This is a genomic window from Mesorhizobium sp. ES1-6 (assembly GCF_020164775.1).
GTDB lineage: Bacteria > Pseudomonadota > Alphaproteobacteria > Rhizobiales > Rhizobiaceae > Mesorhizobium.
Genome location: NZ_JAIUGU010000001.1, coordinates 638,880 through 653,628 on the forward strand (window position 1 = coordinate 638,880; position 14,749 = coordinate 653,628).

The window sequence follows — 14,749 nt, forward strand, 5'->3', positions numbered from 1 at the left end:
AGGCAAGCGGGATCGAGGCGGATGGCAAGCGGAGGTTTGAAGCAGGCGCATGCCGCCGTTCTGCTTGGCCTGCTGCTGTCCGGCGCGGCGGTCAATGAGCCGCAAGCCGCTTCGCGGGTCTGCCATCAACTGGAGGCCGATCTCGCCGCGGCCTCGCGCGGCGGCGGGGGTGGCCCGGCACTGGTCCGCAAATACGACGCCGCGATCGAAAGGCAGCGCCAACAGATCTCCAAGGCTCGCGGCCAGGCGAACAGCGCCGGCTGCGGGTTCTCGCTGTTTTCGCGCAACATCAACCAGTGCGCCGGGCTGAACGCCACCATCGATCGCATGAACGCCAATCTCGACAGCCTGCAGGCCAAGCGTGCCCAGCTCGCCGACGGCGGTTCACGCCGCGACCGGGGCCGCATCCTGGCGGCGCTCGACGCCAATGACTGCCGTGACGATGCCGTGGCTCCCCGCCGTGCGCCCATGGGGGAAGCCAGCCGTGAAGACGCCGATCGGGAAGATGGGGGCAATGCGAACCTGTTCGACCAGCTTTTCGGCGGCGACAACCGGCGGATCGATGCGTTGGATCAGCGTGACGATTCGGGCGAGGAAGGCGATGTCAGCCGCATCCTGAATCAGCCCGGCATTCCGGACGTTGCCGGCGGCGGCGGCGAATTCCACACCAGTTGCGTGCGCACTTGCGACGGCTATTTCTTCCCCATGTCGAACGCCGCCTCGGCCGGCGATTTCGAGCGCGACCAGAAGAATTGCGAATCGGCATGCCCCGGCACGGAGATGCAGGTCTTCTACTCGCGCGGCATGGACGACGATTCGGCTTCGATGACGTCCTCGGTCACCGGCAGGCCCTACGGCGAATTGCCGACCGCCTATCTCTACAAACAGCCCAACATGTCGCGACCGCCCGCTTGCGGCTGCAATGCCGCGCAGAATTTCCAGATCATTGGCGGCAACCCGCCAAGCCAGCAACAGGCACAGCCCGAACCGGATGCGCCGCCGTTTGTTCCGGTGCCGGCCACGAAGCCCGATCCGGGCGCCGATCCCGAGACCCTGGCCAATATGGAAGGCGGGCTCGACCGTGAAGCCATCAAGCGCCTTTCGGCCAAGCCGGTGACATCGCCCGTTTCGGCCGTGCCTCCCGAACAGCGCAAGATCAGGGTCGTCGGGCCAACGTTCCTTCCCGACCCATCAGCGGCAATAGATCTGCAAGCTCCGGCCCCGAAGGCAGTCCGGTAAGGGCAAGCCTGAGCGGCATGAACAGCGACTTGCCCTTGCGGCCGGTCGCTTCCCTGACCTTGCCGGTCCAATCCTTCCAGACCGTCCCGTTCCACGGCTCCTCGGGCAGGAGATCCAGCGCCTGGTGCAGAAAATCGCGGTCGTCGTCGGAAAATTCGGGCTTCTCCCGCGGTCCCTCGCGCAGGACACGCCACCAGGCAACCGCATCGGCCAGCCGGTCGAGATTGCCGCGCACCGCCAGCCAGAACGGTTCGGCCTGTTCACCGGAAATGCCCAGCACCATCAGCCGGTCCCGAGCCTCATCAAACGGCATGTGATGCAGCAGTACCCGGTTCAGCACGAACAGTTCGGCCGGATCGAACTTGGACGACGATTTCGAGGTCGCGGCTGGGTCGAAATGGCCGGCGAGTTCGGTCAAATCATGCGCGGCCGCGACATTCTCCGATGTGCCCACCAGCACGGCCAGCGAAGCGACGGCCATCGGCTCGATGCCGTCTTCGCGCAGGCTCTCGATGGAGAGCGCGCCGGTGCGCTTCGACAGCCCCTCGCCCGAGACCGTGGTCAGGAGATTGTGGTGGCCGAAGACGGGCGGCTCGGCGCCAAGCGCCTTGAACAAGGCGATCTGCACACCGGTGTTGGTGACGTGGTCGTCGCCGCGGATGACATGGCTGACGCCCATCTCGATGTCGTCGACGACGGAGGGCAGCGTATAGAGATAGGTGCCGTCCTCGCGCACCAGCACCGGATCGGACAGCGAAGCCAGATCCACCGTCTCCTCGCCCCGCACCAGATCGTTCCAGTGGATCTCGGTGCGCTCCGGCTGCAGCGGATCGCCGGAGAAATTGGGCAACAGGAAGCGCCAGTGGGGCCGGCGCCCGTCGGCCTGATATTCGGCCACCTGATCTGCCGTCAGCGCCAATGCCTCGCGGCCATAGACCGGCGGCAGGCCCCGCGTGCGGCGCACTTTTCGCCTGAGATCGAGTTCTTCCGGCGTTTCGTAGCAGGCATAGAGAACCCCCGCCGCCTTCAGCCGCTCGACCGCAGCGTCATAGATTTCGAAGCGCCGCGACTGATATTCCGTGGCATCGGGGAAAATGCCCAGCCAGTGCAGGTCGTAAAGGATGGCGTCGGCGAACTCCTGCTTCGAACGGGCAATATCGGTGTCGTCGAAGCGCTGGATGAAACGGCCCTTGTTGTTCAGGGCAAACAACCAGTTGAACAGAGCGGTGCGCGCATTGCCGATATGGATGCGGCCGGTCGGTGACGGGGCGAAACGAACGGTAACTGTCATGAGCGGGGCGTACCGGATGCCTTTGTGATTGACAAGATGCGCCCCCGCACCGTGCCGCAGACATAGAACATGGCGGCTGGAATGAAAAGACTGAGGCAAGCCTGCCGGGGAGCCGACGAAAAACCGCTGAAGGCGATCAGCGGCCGAAATCGTCGGAGCTGAGGCGGGTCCAGCGGTCGCCCATCAATCCACCGATGGCTATGTCGCCGGAGCGGACCGCTTGCGTGACCTCGGCGATTCGCGAGCGGACCATCGTCCCGCCGGCATAGCGGAAGAAGACATTCCTGTAGCCGAAGAGATGAGGCATGAACCTGCTCTGGGTCTGTCCGGTGAGGCCCGCGCAGCCCATGTCCCGCGCCGCCGCGACAAGGCTATCCAGCGTCGCGCCCCAGTGTGGTCCGGCAGCCTGGATCTGCAACAGGTTCGCCATGTCGCCGGCCTGGCCGTAGAAGGCATAGCAGCCGAGCATTCTGCCCGTCTCGTCATAAGTCCCGCCGAAATGAAGTGGACCGTCGGCCCGCTTCTCGGCCGCCAGCGCGAGCAGTCGCGGCAGCTCGCCGTCCGTCCAGGTCGGCCGAAGAGCGTAGTCGGACAGGAGGGCCGGCAGCCGCTCGGCAAACTGGGCCGCGGTGATCGGCTTCGCATGGACCCGATGCGACGATGAGGGCTGGACGGGCGGCCCGAACCTTCGTTTCGTGAAAGCGTCGAATGCTCTCGCGCAGGGATCGAGGGCTAAACGAGGCAGGCGGGGCCATTTACGGTGCAGCGCGGCGGCGGCCATCGCGGCCGGCTGGAAAATATAGGTCCACCCCAGACAATGGACCGGCAGGAGCTGGTATTTCATTGGACGCGCGAAGGCCAGGGATACCCGGTTGGCCGAATCCGTCAGTTGCAGATCGAACTCGCCTTGATGCAGGGCACGCAGCAATTGAGGTCCCGCCGAGCCATGATCGGCGCCTGGGTCGGCCATGAACGGGCCGATGATCGCCGCTTTCAATGCCGTTCCGTTGAGTTCGTAACCGGCTTTCAGGACGCCGAGGAATCCCCCCAGATCGCCCTGCGGGTTGATCTGGACAAGAGCGCTGCTCGCACCGGGCTGGCTGGCGGGGTCAAGATAGATCCTTCTCATATATTCGGCCGTCTCCGCGATCGCCAGATCGCGCAATTGATGCCGACGCCGGCGAAACTTCGTCAGGAAGAGCGTGGCAACGCGCTCGAGATCTTCGGCGACGAGCGGCCGGACCGAGCCGTGCTGGGAGTCCAGCACCGATGGCGCAGCCACCCTTCCCACACCGGTGTTTTCGGAAAGAAGATGCATCGTGAGACCGCTTAGGTTGCCCTTCAGAGGTATACAGCAACCAAAAGTAGAAACAACGAATCTCGGTCGGTAACGTAAACAGACGCGATCTGGAGAAGAGTTCACTGGCGGATTTGCTGGGCCAGTATAGAGCCGGGCCTGCGATCACGTGCCTTGCGCCATCCTGGCCGCTGGGAGCGCGATGGATGGCCTCCGGGCCAAGCCGGAGGCCATCCAGGTCAGTTGACGAGGCCCTTGGTCAGCTCGAGCGCCTGGCGCTCGAACAGGCGGCGGTAGATGCCGCCCTTCAGCCGGATCAACTCGTCATGCGAGCCCTCCTCGACGATTCTGCCGCGATCGAAGACCAGCAGCCTGTCGAGCGCCCGCACCGTGGAGAGCCGGTGAGCGATGACAAGCGTCGTTCGGCCGACCATCAGCCGTTCCATCGCCTGCTGGATCAGCACCTCCGATTCCGAATCGAGGCTCGAGGTCGCCTCGTCCAGGATCAGGATGCGCGCATCGGCCAGGAAAGCGCGGGCGATCGCCACGCGCTGGCGCTCGCCACCCGACAGTTTCACGCCACGTTCGCCGACCAGCGTGCTATAGCCCTTCGGCAGGTTGGTGATGAAGTCGTGCGCGCTCGCCAACCTGGCGGCATGCTCGATCTCCTCCTGTGTCGCGCTTGGCCTGGCATAGGCGATGTTTTCGGCCAGCGAGCGGTGGAACAGGATCGGTTCCTGCTGGACGATGGCGATCTGGCCGCGCAGCGACGCCTGCGCCACCCGCGAGATATCCTGACCGTCGATCATGATCTTTCCGGCGTTCACGTCATAGAGCCGTTGGATGAGCTTGACGAAGGTCGTCTTGCCCGAACCCGAGTGACCGACAAGCCCGACACGTTCCCCCGGCGCGATGTCGACCGAAAAGTCGCGGTAGAGCGGCGACCGGTGATTGCCGTAGTGGAAGGTGACGTTGTCGAAGGCGATGTGGCCCTGCGTGATGGCGATCGGACCAGCACCGGGCCGATCTTCGATGCCGAGCGATTCCGACTGGAAATCGACCAGTTCCTCCATGTCGTTGATCGAACGCTGCAAATTGCGGATATGCGTGCCGATATCGCGCAAATAGCCTTGCAGCACGAAGAACGAGGTCAGCACGAAGGCGACATCGCCGGCGCTCGCCTGCCCCCACGACCACAGCATCAGTGCCAGGCCGATCACCGCGGCCCGCATGACCAGCAGCAGCGCCCCTTGCGTGGTACCGTTGATGGTGCCGCGCACCCAGGTGCGCCGTGTGCGCGCACGCCATTTGGCGACCACCCTGGCGAGGCGGCGTTCCTCGCGCTCCTCGGCGCCGAAGCCCTTGACCACGGCGTTGCAGCTCACCGCGTCGGCCAGCGAGCCGCCGAGGCGCGTGTCCCAGGTGTTGGCGAGCCTTGCCGCGGGTGCGACGTAGCCGAGCGACAGCATCGCCGTCACGGTGATGAACAGCACCGAACCGGCCGCGACGACCGCGCCCATCAGCGGCCAGAACCAGCCGAGCAGCAGCGTCGAGCCGACGAGCATGACCAGCGACGGCAGCAGCGCGATCAGGATGGTGTCGTTGAGCAGGTCGAGCGCCCACATGCCGCGCGTCACCTTGCGCACGGTCGAGCCGGCAAACGAGTTGGCGTGCCAGTCGGTTGAGAAGCGCTGGACGCGGTGGAAGGCGTCCGCGGCGATGTCGGCCATCATCTTCAGCGTCAGCTCGACGATTCCCATGAAGGCAAGGTTGCGCAGCACCACGCCGGTAAGCGCCAGCGCCATCAGAATCGAGAATGCCGTCATCGCGGCATTCCAGGCAATGGCGTCCGCGCCGGCGCTGCTGGCGACTGCATCGACCAGCCGGCCGGAATAGAGCGGTGTCAGGACGTCGGCCAGCGTAGACAGCAGGAAACCACCCATGATCAGCGAAAGCCGCCAGGGCTGGCGCCGCCAATGGGTTAGCGTGAAACCAAGAACGCTGCGAAAGGCGCTCGCGCGCAAATCGATCTTGAAACGAGCCATGATGTCATTCGGGCGCGAACGAGCCCGATCCCAGTAAAGTCGAAAATTGAAAACCGCGCCTGGGCAAAGTGCCCGTGAATGCGGAGGTTCGGCTATGGTCGGTGGCCCGCCCGTGGGCGGTGACCGGCAGCGGCAAATGCCTTTTCTGCGTCCGGTGTGGTTCCGATACTTCGGAACACCGGCACAGACCTAGGCTTCGCGGCCTCGCATAACGATGTCAAATCCTGGCATTCGGTCCTCCCTGAAGGGAATCGCGGAGAGGCCGTTATAGGGATGCTTCGATCGCCAGCCAAGCCAAGCCATGGCCAAAAGCGCTTCTGGCCCAGCCGATGAGGCGATTTTGCAACAGTGCAACCGATGCCTATCGTCGTCCCATGGTGTTACCCGGCAGGCGGCGCACGATCGAGACGCATGTATCGACCATCCGTCGATGCCTTGAAGCCGAGCTTTTCATAGACCCCATGCGCGTCGCTGGTCGACAGGCTCCAATGCGAGACGGTGCTGAGTTCAGGATGCTCGATGAGTGCCCGCACCAGCCGCGAACCGATGCCTTGCCCGCGATGTTCGGGCCAGATGATGATGTCGGCGAGATAGCCGAATACCGTGCGGTCGGTGATTGCCCTGCCGAAACCGACCTGTTTGCCAGCAATGTAAGCGGCGGCGCAGAACGAGTTGGCAAAGGCTCGGCGGTGAAAGTCATCGCTGCGTCCTACCCCCCAGTAGCTCGCCATCAACAGGTCGGAGGTGGTGCGGAAATCGATGCGTGACAGGTCGAAGTCGATTTCACAGTCGGGCATGCTTCACCTTCGAATGGCATTGGTTTCGGAGGCCGTTGCTTGAGCGGTTCTCACGGCACCACCAGATAGGCCTTCTGATCGGCGATCGCGATGGTCACGTCGGTGCCGGAATTGAACTCGACGAAATCGACCTCCATCCCGTCGCTGAAAATGACGCCACCCTTGCTCTGCCGCGAAGACACGACCAGCGGCCGGTCGCGGGTGATCACGCCATGGACGAGGGACACGCCTGTCGTGTTGCTCGGAAACGGCTCGCGCACCGAGAAGAACAACTGCTCGCCTTCTCGGTCGTAGCCCCGCGGCGGCAATGTCGGCACCGATGTGTCGCCATAGGCCGCGGCCAGACCGGCCGCCCCCGCCATGACCGAGCGCAGCCAGCCGGTGGAACCAGCGCCGGTCGAAATGATGATGCCGCTTGATGATTGCCGCTCGGTCCGGCCACCATAGGTCAGTTCGTAGCGTGCCGAGACATGGGTGCTGGCGCCGACGAAGAGATCGTTGAAGGCAATCAGCCGCCTTCCGTCATTGGAGCGCGCCTCGGCCATCACCACCGCCTGGCGCCGCGCCTTGCCGGACATCGTGAGGTCGAGGATCTTTTCGGTATCGTCGGCGTTCCACGGCAAGAGAACGCCGTCGAAAAGCGCGGGATTTGGATTGATGCCGATCAGCGGCTGGTGCGGCAGGTATTTCGCGGTGTTGGAGACCAGCCCATCCTGGCCGAGCGCGATCACCACGTCCGAGCCGAATTCGAATTGCGGCACCAGTTCGCGGTCGAGCCGCAATTGTTTCAGACCTGGCGGAAGCGAACCCATCACCCGGTCGAGCGCGCGATGATAGATATCGTGCGCTGATTTGACCGGGTCGAAATTCATACCCGCTTGCCTGAGATAGAAGCGGGCCTGGCCTTGCGTGTTGAAACGCGCGGTCAGTTCCTCGAGCTCGGTCTTGCGGGTGACGACGATCACCCGGTCGATCGGTCTATCGCCCTGGTCGCCGGCCACTTTCTAGGTCACTTGTCGGTCTTCGCCGGCGCGGCGAGTTGGCTCAGCGCGCTGGTCAACATATCAGGCGTGATCGACAGATTGCCGACCGAGCCGCCCTTTTCCGCCCACGCCTTGAACGCCATGGCCGTCAGCACATTGGCGGGTGCCGACGAATAGACGGTCAGTTCGAGCTGCTGCGCCTTGGCGGCGGCCTCGGCCAATGTCAGCTTGTTACGGGCTTCCGTGTCGACCAGCAGCTTGTTGCGTTCGGCCAGTTCGATCTCGGTTGCCAGTTCGCTCTGCTTGATCTCGCGTTCTTTTTCCACCGCATGCGCCCGGCGCGCATAGATCGCTTCGTCGGCCTGGCGCTGCAGCGCCTCGCGATATTCGGTCTGCAGGGCCTTGCGGATTTCCGGCGTCGGCTGGACCGACGTAATATGGACCTCCTCGATCGACAGGCCCGCGGTCGAGGCGATCGGATCGTTGCGCAGCAGATCGGCAAGATTGCCGCCGAGCTTGGTCACCTCGGCCAGCGCCTGTTCGAGCGTCATGCTCGAAACAACGGCCCGTGCGCGGCTCTGGATAGCCAGCACCAGGCGCTCGGCGATCTTCTCGCGGCCGTCGCCGGCAACGTCGGATCGGCCGAGCTTGGCGCTGAAGTCGAAGCCTTCCGCCGCCTTGACCGGATCGACGATGCGGTAGCTGACGGAGCCCTGGATCGCCAGATCCTGAAAATCAGCCGTGGTTTCGGTGAAGATGAACGGATTGTCGAGCGAGGTCACCGGCACCGTGGCGATGGTGGTGCCAAACGTGCCGTACCAGAAGCTGATGCCGCGTCCCTGCTGCCGGATCTGCCCGTTCTTGAAGCAGACGATGTGGTATTCAGGCGTTCCCTTGAAATAGCTGATAAACATGCAAGCCCCCCAAGGCTCTCAAAAGCAAAGGCTCGCTAGCCGCGGTCCCTGAAACGGTTGGTGATGGGATAGCGGCGGTCGCGGCCAAAATTCTTCCTGGTGATCTTCACGCCGGGAGCCGCCTGACGGCGCTTGTATTCTGCGATGTAAAGCAGATGTTCGATGCGCGTCACCGTCGCCCGGTCATGGCCGCGCGCCACGATGTCGTCGACGCCCATCTCGTTTTCGACCAGGCATTCCAGAATATCGTCCAGCACCGGATAGGGCGGCAAAGAATCCTGGTCGGTCTGGTTCTCACGCAATTCCGCCGACGGCGCCTTGTCGATGATGCTCTTCGGGATCACCTCGCCCGAAGGCCCGAGCGCGCCCGGCGGCACATGGCTGTTGCGCCAGCGCGACAGCGCGTAGACCTGCATCTTGTAGAGGTCTTTTATCGGATTGAAGCCGCCATTCATGTCGCCGTAGAGTGTGGCGTAGCCAACCGACATCTCGCTCTTGTTGCCTGTCGTGACGACCATCGAGCCGAACTTGTTGGAGATCGCCATCAGGATAGTGCCGCGTGCGCGGCTCTGCAGGTTCTCCTCGGTGATCCCTTCCTTCGTGCCCTCGAAGAGTTGCGTCAGCGCATGCAAAAACCCTTCGACGGGCTCGAAGATCGGCACGATGTCGTAGCGGCAGCCGAGCGCGCGGGCGCAGTCCTCGGCGTCCTTGAGCGAATCCTTCGAGGTGTAGCGGTAGGGCATCATGACGGCGCGCAGCCGTTCCTCGCCCAGCGCGTCCACCGCAAGCGCCGCGCAGATCGCCGAATCGATGCCGCCGGAGAGGCCGAGCACGACATTCTTGAAGCCGTTCTTGTTGACGTAGTCACGCAGGCCCAGCATGCAGGCGCGGTAGTCCGCCTCCTCCCGTTCCGGAATTTTCGACATCGGGCCTTCGGAGCAGACCCAGCCATTGTCGGTCCGCTTCCAGGTGGTGACGTCGACCGAGTCCTCGAACTGGCTCATCTGGAAGGCGAGCGTCTTGTCGGCGCCAATGGCGAAGGAAGCGCCGTCGAAGATCAGCTCGTCCTGGCCGCCGAGCTGGTTGGCATAGATGATCGGCAGGCCGGATTCGATCACTTGCCTGATGACGACCTGGTGGCGAACGTCGATCTTGGCGCGGTAATAGGGTGAGCCGTTCGGCACCAGCAGGATTTCCGCCCCACTTTCGGCCAGCGTCTCGCAGATGCCGACCTCGCCCCAGATGTCCTCGCAGATCGGTATGCCGATGCGCACCCCGCGAAAATTGACCGGTCCCTGGATCTCGGGCCCGGCCTGGAAGACGCGCTTTTCATCGAACTCGCCATAATTCGGCAGATCGAGCTTGTAGCGCTCGGCGATGATCTTGCCGCCATCGCAGAAGACGATGGAATTATGCGTGCCGCTCTTGCGCTTCAGCGGCGTGCCGATGATGACGCCCGGACCGCCATCGGCGGTATCGACGGCAAAATCCTGTGCCGCCCGCTCGCATGCCTTGAGGAAGGCCGGCTTGAGCACCAGATCCTCCGGCGGATAACCGGCGAGAAAAAGCTCTGTGTAGAGCACGAGATCGGCGCCCTGGCGGGCGGCATCCGCCCTCGCCTCGCGCGCCTTGGCGAGGTTGCCGGCGACATCGCCAACAGTCGGGTTGAGCTGGGCGATGGCGATACGCAGAATGTCGAGCTTCTTGGTCATGCCTGCTGACTTAGCGCGGCGAAATCCGACCCGCAATGGCGTTCGCTTGGACCAATTCAGACCGTTAATCGTCGCCCATATACTCGCGCAGCGATTGCGGCGAATGGTTTTCACCGATGGACATCGCCAGGATGCGCGAAATATGCCGGCGCGGCAGGCCAGTATCCGCCACCCAGCGGTTGATCTGGAGCTGGATCTTGTCCAGATCCCTCTTCGAGGTCGGATTTTCAGCGATGTCGAGGCCGGCGTCGCGCAAGGCGGCGGCCATGTCGGCCGAGATGACGAAAGCGTCCCAGCCCAGCCAGCGCAGGAAATACTGGCCGGTGTTGCCGCCGAGCCGGCTGCCATGCTTGCCGAGATAGGCCATCAGCCCAACCTGGTCGTCGGCGGGCCAGTCGGCGAGGAACTGGCCGAAACCGTGATGTTCTTTCGAGACTTGCTCGACGAAGGCGGCATTGTCGCGAACGGATTTGATCTTTTGCGGGTTGCGCACGATGCGCTGGTCGGAAGCCAGATCGTGCCAGAAATCGTCGGGCTGGAACAACAGCCGCTTGGGCTCGAAGCGCAGGAACGCCTCCTCGAAGCCAGGCCATTTCTGCTCGATGACGCGCCAGACGAAACCGGCGGCAAAGACGCGCTCGGCCATCGTCGAGAGGATACGGTCGTCGGTGATGTCGGCCACCGCCGCATTGTCGGGCAGCGGCCCCAACAGGGAGGCCAGTTCCGCCTCGCTGCCCTTGCGGTTTGCCGCGCGAGCGCGAATTTTCTTGAAGTCGGCCATCGGTCCCTCTCGGTTCGCCTCAATCTAGCACTTCCCGCCCGGGCCGGCAGCCTCTACCTCTAGCGCAGCAAAGCCCTTGGAGATGGCCATGAACAAGACGATCGACGATCTGGCGAACCGCTGGCTGAAGCGAAAGCCGGATGGTCTCAGTGCCCTGGAGAACCGGGTGCTGCAAAGCACCATCGAGCGCACCACCATCACCCGGGACACCAACAAGGCCGTCGCCTTCCACCAGACCTTTGGTGACCGCCTCGCCGATACGATTGCCCGCATCGGCGGCTCCTGGTCGTTCATCGTCGGCTTTCTCGTTTTCCTGTTCCTGTGGACAACAGGCAATGTCTGGCTGTTGTCGCGCGATGCGTTCGACCCCTACCCCTTCATCTTCCTCAACCTCGTCCTGTCGATGGTCGCCGCCTTGCAGGCGCCGGTGATCATGATGGCGCAGAACCGCCAGACCGAGCGCGACCGCATCGATGCCGCTCACGACTACGAGGTCAATCTGAAGGCCGAGATCGAGATCATGGCGCTGCATGAGAAACTGGACGAACTGCGCCACAGCCAGATCATCGGCATGCGCGACGAGATCGCGCGGCTGGCGGAAGTGGTCAGGCGGATCGATGAAAGACTGTCACAGCAGTTGGCGTCATGACCGAGGCGATTCATCACTTCATCGAACAATACGGGCTGTTGGCGGTTTTTCTCGGCTGCGTGGCTGAAGGCGAAAGTGCCGCCATCCTGGGAGGCTTCTTCGCTCACCAGCATGTTTTCGTGCTGTGGCATGCCTTTGTCGCGGCAGCGCTCGGGGCCTTTGTCGGCGACACCTTCTTCTTCATCCTCGGCAGGAGTTTCGCCGACAACCGCCATGTCGTCAGGTTGCGCCGGCGGCCCGGCTTTCGCCGCGCCTACCGTCTGCTCAACACCCATCCCAACATCTTCGTGCTGTCGAACCGCTATGTCTACGGCATGCGTCTGGTCGGCGGCGTCGCGGCCGGCCTTTCGACCATAGCCGCGCCGCGTTTCGTCATCCTCAACGCCATCTCATCGGTGATCTGGGCGATGCTGTTCAGCACGATCGGCTATGTCTTCGGATTGGGAGCCGAACAATTGATTGGCCAGGCGCTGATGCGCCACGAGCGGCTGTTCGTCGGGCTTGGCATCGCCCTTGCCGTGGCTGTACTGGCCTGGCTTGTCGGTCGCCACCTCGCCAAGCGGGAGCGCGGCCGGGAGCAATGACGCCGTCTCGCGAGGAGATCAGATGGGGAAGCCGGTGATCCGCTCGATGATGGCGATGCCCCAGACGCCGGCGACAATGACTACCGAAATCAGCACCGCGAGCGAGCCGCAGTCCTTGGCCAGCTGGATGTCGACATTGAACTCCCGGCTGAACGCGTCGCAGGCCGCCTCGATGCCGGTATTCAGCACCTCGACCATGATCATCAGCAGCACCGCGCCGATCAGCAAGGCGTAGCCACGCCAGGAGATCGAGATGAACCATCCGGCCGGCAGGGCCAGCACCAGCAGCATAAGCTCCTGCTGAAAGGCCTTCTCGCTCGCGGTCAGCTTGCGAAACGCCCGCACCGAATTGAAAAAAGCGTCGATCAGCCGCTGCATGCCCAGGCCCCTCTCGGAATCACCGGCCCGGGATAAAGCAATGCCCCGATCAATGGAATAAGGCGGATCGTCCAAATTTCATTCGGCCACCGGTATGGATGGCGTAGACTTTTCAAACTGCGGCAGCCCATCGTCTATCGAATAATAGTCGCCCTTGTCGCCGACGAAGATATGACATTCACCCTTGAGCGCCGTTGGCTTGTCGAACGATCCCGCCAAGACCGAAATATAGTCCTGATCCATTGCCTTCCAGAACAGCACTGATCCGCATGCCTTGCAGAAGCCGCGCCTGGCGAAGCCGGACGCTTCGTACCAGGTGATGCTTTCCGCACCCTCGATCGCGATGTCGGTATCGGCGACATTGGTCGCGGCATAGAAATGCCCGCTCTGTTTACGGCATTGCAAACAATGGCAGTAGACAACGCCACGCAGCGCCCCCCTTGTCCGGAAGCGGACCGCTCCGCACAGACATGATCCCTGGTGATCGTCACTCATTCGGCGCCCCTTGAAGAACCCACCTGCCACCTCGTCAGGATTCCCGATTTGCGGCCGCCACACGCAAACAAAAGCGACATGTACTGGCGTAGCAAATACGGAATTCAGTTTCACTTTCAGCGGCGTGATGCATGAACCCGGTCGGGGGCCGGACAAAGCGGGCCTTGATGCGCGGTGATGATGCCTGGGTTGGGCGCCTTTACAGCCAGGCGTAGACAAAGCCGGCGGCAGTTCTGCGAATTAAGGAAACTTTAGCGCTACTGAATTTATGCTGTGCCAAACGAAGGTCGCGTGTGGGGACGCGCCTCTTCGCAGAGTGTTCTGGACTACCGAATAGCATTCCCCAGCGGTGGCACGCGGAATTCACAAATTCCGTTGCGGCATCCGAGGGGAAGCGAACAGACCATGCAGCCGGCAGCAGCCCAGACCGAACGAAGCACTGACATTGCTAGCACCGTCGTCGCGACCATGCGCCAGCTCGGCGTGCTGGGCCTGCCGCGCAACTACGAGATATTCTACGAAGCCTTGAGCGGCACCAACCGCGAGCTCAGTCTTGCCGTCGTATCGCTGAGCAACCGGCCGACGCAGGATGAGCTGGATCAGATCGGCCGCGCCTTCTTTGCCCACAATCATGGTCCCGGCATCGTCGAGCATGCCAGGGACGTCATCGCCAGGGAACTCGAGGAAGTGGCGTCGCTGCTGCGCAGCGAGCGCAGCCACATCGAGAAATACGGCCGGATTCTCGATGAGACGTCCAGCGGCCTGAGCAACCGTAGCCTTCTCTCCCAGGATCTTCTGCAGAAGATAGCCAGCGCTATGGCCGTTGCCACCAATTCGACGATCGATCACGGCCGGCAGGTCGCTTCGATGCTCAACGACAAGACGGCCGAACTGGAGAGCGTCAAGTCGAAGCTCGAGGAATACAAGCGGCTGGCGGATACGGATCCGTTGACCCAGATCTGGAACCGCCGCGCCTTCGACAAGGAAATCACCCGAATCTACAACAGCAACAAGGGTATCCTGTTCAATGCCCTGATCCTTGTCGACATCGATCGATTCAAGGACATTAACGACCGCTATGGCCATCCTGTCGGCGACAAGATCATCCAGATCATCGCCGAGATTTTCCAGACCAGCATTCGCGGCGACATGTTCGTCGCCCGCACCGGCGGCGAGGAGTTCGCGCTGATCATCGAGGGCGCCAGCGAGGACGCCACCTACGACATCGCCGAACGCATTCGTGCCCTGATCGAGCAGACGCCGTTCACCAGCAGCCAGACCGGCATGAACTACGGCACCGTGACGGTATCGATGGGTATCTGCATGGCATCAGAAGCCGAAGGGCCTGAAGACCTCTACACCAAGGCGGATCGGGCGCTCTACCGCTCCAAGGTCAGCGGTCGCAACCGCGTCACCAGGCATTCGACAATGGGACGCGCCGGCAAGAGCTGGCTTCTCTACAAGAAAGACTGAAGCCTGCGCTTTTTGCCGGTCGCGCCAGCACGGTCGGAGGCACACACAAAAAGCCGAAAATGGAAAAGGCGCCGGGTTTCCCAGGCGCCTTTGCTTTATCGGTCCAATTGC

The 14,749-nt window shown here is 62.8% G+C and carries 14 protein-coding genes; 4 read left to right on the forward strand and 10 right to left on the reverse strand.

Translation table 11 applies throughout. From position 1 onward, the window contains the following. Positions 1–21: 21 nt before the first annotated feature. A complete protein-coding gene (locus tag LB564_RS03355) occupies positions 22–1,239 on the forward strand; it encodes a DUF2865 domain-containing protein (protein ID WP_224534929.1) in 1,218 nt (405 codons plus the stop codon). On the opposite strand, the gene gltX is transcribed toward LB564_RS03355, so the two are convergent. The 8 genes from gltX to LB564_RS03395 form a co-directional block, all read right to left on the reverse strand. Beyond that, entirely contained in the window at positions 1,157–2,530 is a 1,374-nt protein-coding gene (gltX, locus tag LB564_RS03360) for a glutamate--tRNA ligase (RefSeq protein ID WP_224534931.1), read from the reverse strand. The genes LB564_RS03355 and gltX overlap by 83 nt on opposite strands. 136 nt (positions 2,531–2,666) lie before the next feature. Further along, on the reverse strand, positions 2,667–3,848 hold the full coding sequence (locus tag LB564_RS03365) for a hypothetical protein (protein WP_224534933.1): 1,182 nt from the start codon (positions 3,846–3,848) through the stop codon (positions 2,667–2,669). A gap of 218 nt (positions 3,849–4,066) precedes the next feature. Further along, positions 4,067–5,872: an ABC transporter ATP-binding protein gene (locus LB564_RS03370; RefSeq protein WP_224534935.1), complete on the reverse strand. Its 1,806-nt coding sequence runs from the start codon at positions 5,870–5,872 to the stop codon at positions 4,067–4,069. A 380-nt stretch (positions 5,873–6,252) separates the two neighbouring features. Beyond that, the gene (locus LB564_RS03375; RefSeq protein WP_224534937.1) at positions 6,253–6,669 is read right to left on the reverse strand and encodes a GNAT family N-acetyltransferase; all 417 of its coding nucleotides are present in this window, start codon (positions 6,667–6,669) and stop codon (positions 6,253–6,255) included. 50 nt (positions 6,670–6,719) lie between these two features. Beyond that, positions 6,720–7,670 (reverse strand): sugar kinase, encoded by a 951-nt coding sequence (locus LB564_RS03380; protein WP_224534939.1) that lies wholly within the window; start codon positions 7,668–7,670, stop codon positions 6,720–6,722. Positions 7,671–7,678: 8 nt separating this feature from the next. After that, on the reverse strand, positions 7,679–8,566 hold the full coding sequence (locus LB564_RS03385; protein ID WP_140701494.1) for an SPFH domain-containing protein: 888 nt from the start codon (positions 8,564–8,566) through the stop codon (positions 7,679–7,681). A 35-nt stretch (positions 8,567–8,601) separates the two neighbouring features. Then, positions 8,602–10,278, reverse strand: a complete 1,677-nt coding sequence (locus LB564_RS03390; protein WP_224534941.1) for an NAD+ synthase — start codon at positions 10,276–10,278, stop codon at positions 8,602–8,604. 64 nt (positions 10,279–10,342) lie between these two features. Further along, a complete protein-coding gene (locus LB564_RS03395) occupies positions 10,343–11,059 on the reverse strand; it encodes a DNA-3-methyladenine glycosylase I (protein WP_224534943.1) in 717 nt (238 codons plus the stop codon). Between the two features lie 88 nt (positions 11,060–11,147). On the opposite strand from LB564_RS03395, the gene LB564_RS03400 reads away from it, so the two are divergent. Then, entirely contained in the window at positions 11,148–11,708 is a 561-nt protein-coding gene (locus tag LB564_RS03400; protein ID WP_224534945.1) for a DUF1003 domain-containing protein, read from the forward strand. Then, on the forward strand, positions 11,705–12,292 hold the full coding sequence (locus tag LB564_RS03405; protein WP_224534947.1) for a DedA family protein: 588 nt from the start codon (positions 11,705–11,707) through the stop codon (positions 12,290–12,292). The genes LB564_RS03400 and LB564_RS03405 overlap by 4 nt, the downstream gene beginning before the upstream one ends. A gap of 18 nt (positions 12,293–12,310) precedes the next feature. Here LB564_RS03405 and LB564_RS03410 read toward each other — a convergent pair whose 3' ends face one another. Both LB564_RS03410 and LB564_RS03415 read right to left on the reverse strand, forming a co-directional pair. Next, a complete protein-coding gene (locus LB564_RS03410) occupies positions 12,311–12,670 on the reverse strand; it encodes a diacylglycerol kinase (RefSeq protein ID WP_140701499.1) in 360 nt (119 codons plus the stop codon). 78 nt (positions 12,671–12,748) lie between these two features. Next, entirely contained in the window at positions 12,749–13,165 is a 417-nt protein-coding gene (locus LB564_RS03415; protein WP_224535416.1) for a GFA family protein, read from the reverse strand. A gap of 405 nt (positions 13,166–13,570) precedes the next feature. Between LB564_RS03415 and LB564_RS03420 the strand changes: the two genes are divergently transcribed. After that, complete coding sequence (locus tag LB564_RS03420) at positions 13,571–14,638, forward strand: GGDEF domain-containing protein (RefSeq protein WP_224534949.1); 1,068 nt, start codon at positions 13,571–13,573, stop codon at positions 14,636–14,638. Positions 14,639–14,749: the final 111 nt, after the last annotated feature.

Bases quoted from the DNA above. Each gene is read 5' to 3' on its own strand.
- LB564_RS03355 (WP_224534929.1), top strand. From the start codon at position 22: ATGGCAAGCGGAGGTTTGAAGCAGGCGCATGCCGCCGTTCTGCTTGGC.
- gltX (WP_224534931.1), bottom strand. From the start codon at position 2,530: ATGACAGTTACCGTTCGTTTCGCCCCGTCACCGACCGGCCGCATCCAT.
- LB564_RS03365 (WP_224534933.1), bottom strand. From the start codon at position 3,848: ATGCATCTTCTTTCCGAAAACACCGGTGTGGGAAGGGTGGCTGCGCCA.
- LB564_RS03370 (WP_224534935.1), bottom strand. From the start codon at position 5,872: ATGGCTCGTTTCAAGATCGATTTGCGCGCGAGCGCCTTTCGCAGCGTT.
- LB564_RS03375 (WP_224534937.1), bottom strand. From the start codon at position 6,669: ATGCCCGACTGTGAAATCGACTTCGACCTGTCACGCATCGATTTCCGC.
- LB564_RS03385 (WP_140701494.1), bottom strand. From the start codon at position 8,566: ATGTTTATCAGCTATTTCAAGGGAACGCCTGAATACCACATCGTCTGC.
- LB564_RS03390 (WP_224534941.1), bottom strand. From the start codon at position 10,278: ATGACCAAGAAGCTCGACATTCTGCGTATCGCCATCGCCCAGCTCAAC.
- LB564_RS03395 (WP_224534943.1), bottom strand. From the start codon at position 11,059: ATGGCCGACTTCAAGAAAATTCGCGCTCGCGCGGCAAACCGCAAGGGC.
- LB564_RS03400 (WP_224534945.1), top strand. From the start codon at position 11,148: ATGAACAAGACGATCGACGATCTGGCGAACCGCTGGCTGAAGCGAAAG.
- LB564_RS03405 (WP_224534947.1), top strand. From the start codon at position 11,705: ATGACCGAGGCGATTCATCACTTCATCGAACAATACGGGCTGTTGGCG.
- LB564_RS03410 (WP_140701499.1), bottom strand. From the start codon at position 12,670: ATGCAGCGGCTGATCGACGCTTTTTTCAATTCGGTGCGGGCGTTTCGC.
- LB564_RS03415 (WP_224535416.1), bottom strand. From the start codon at position 13,165: ATGAGTGACGATCACCAGGGATCATGTCTGTGCGGAGCGGTCCGCTTC.
- LB564_RS03420 (WP_224534949.1), top strand. From the start codon at position 13,571: ATGCAGCCGGCAGCAGCCCAGACCGAACGAAGCACTGACATTGCTAGC.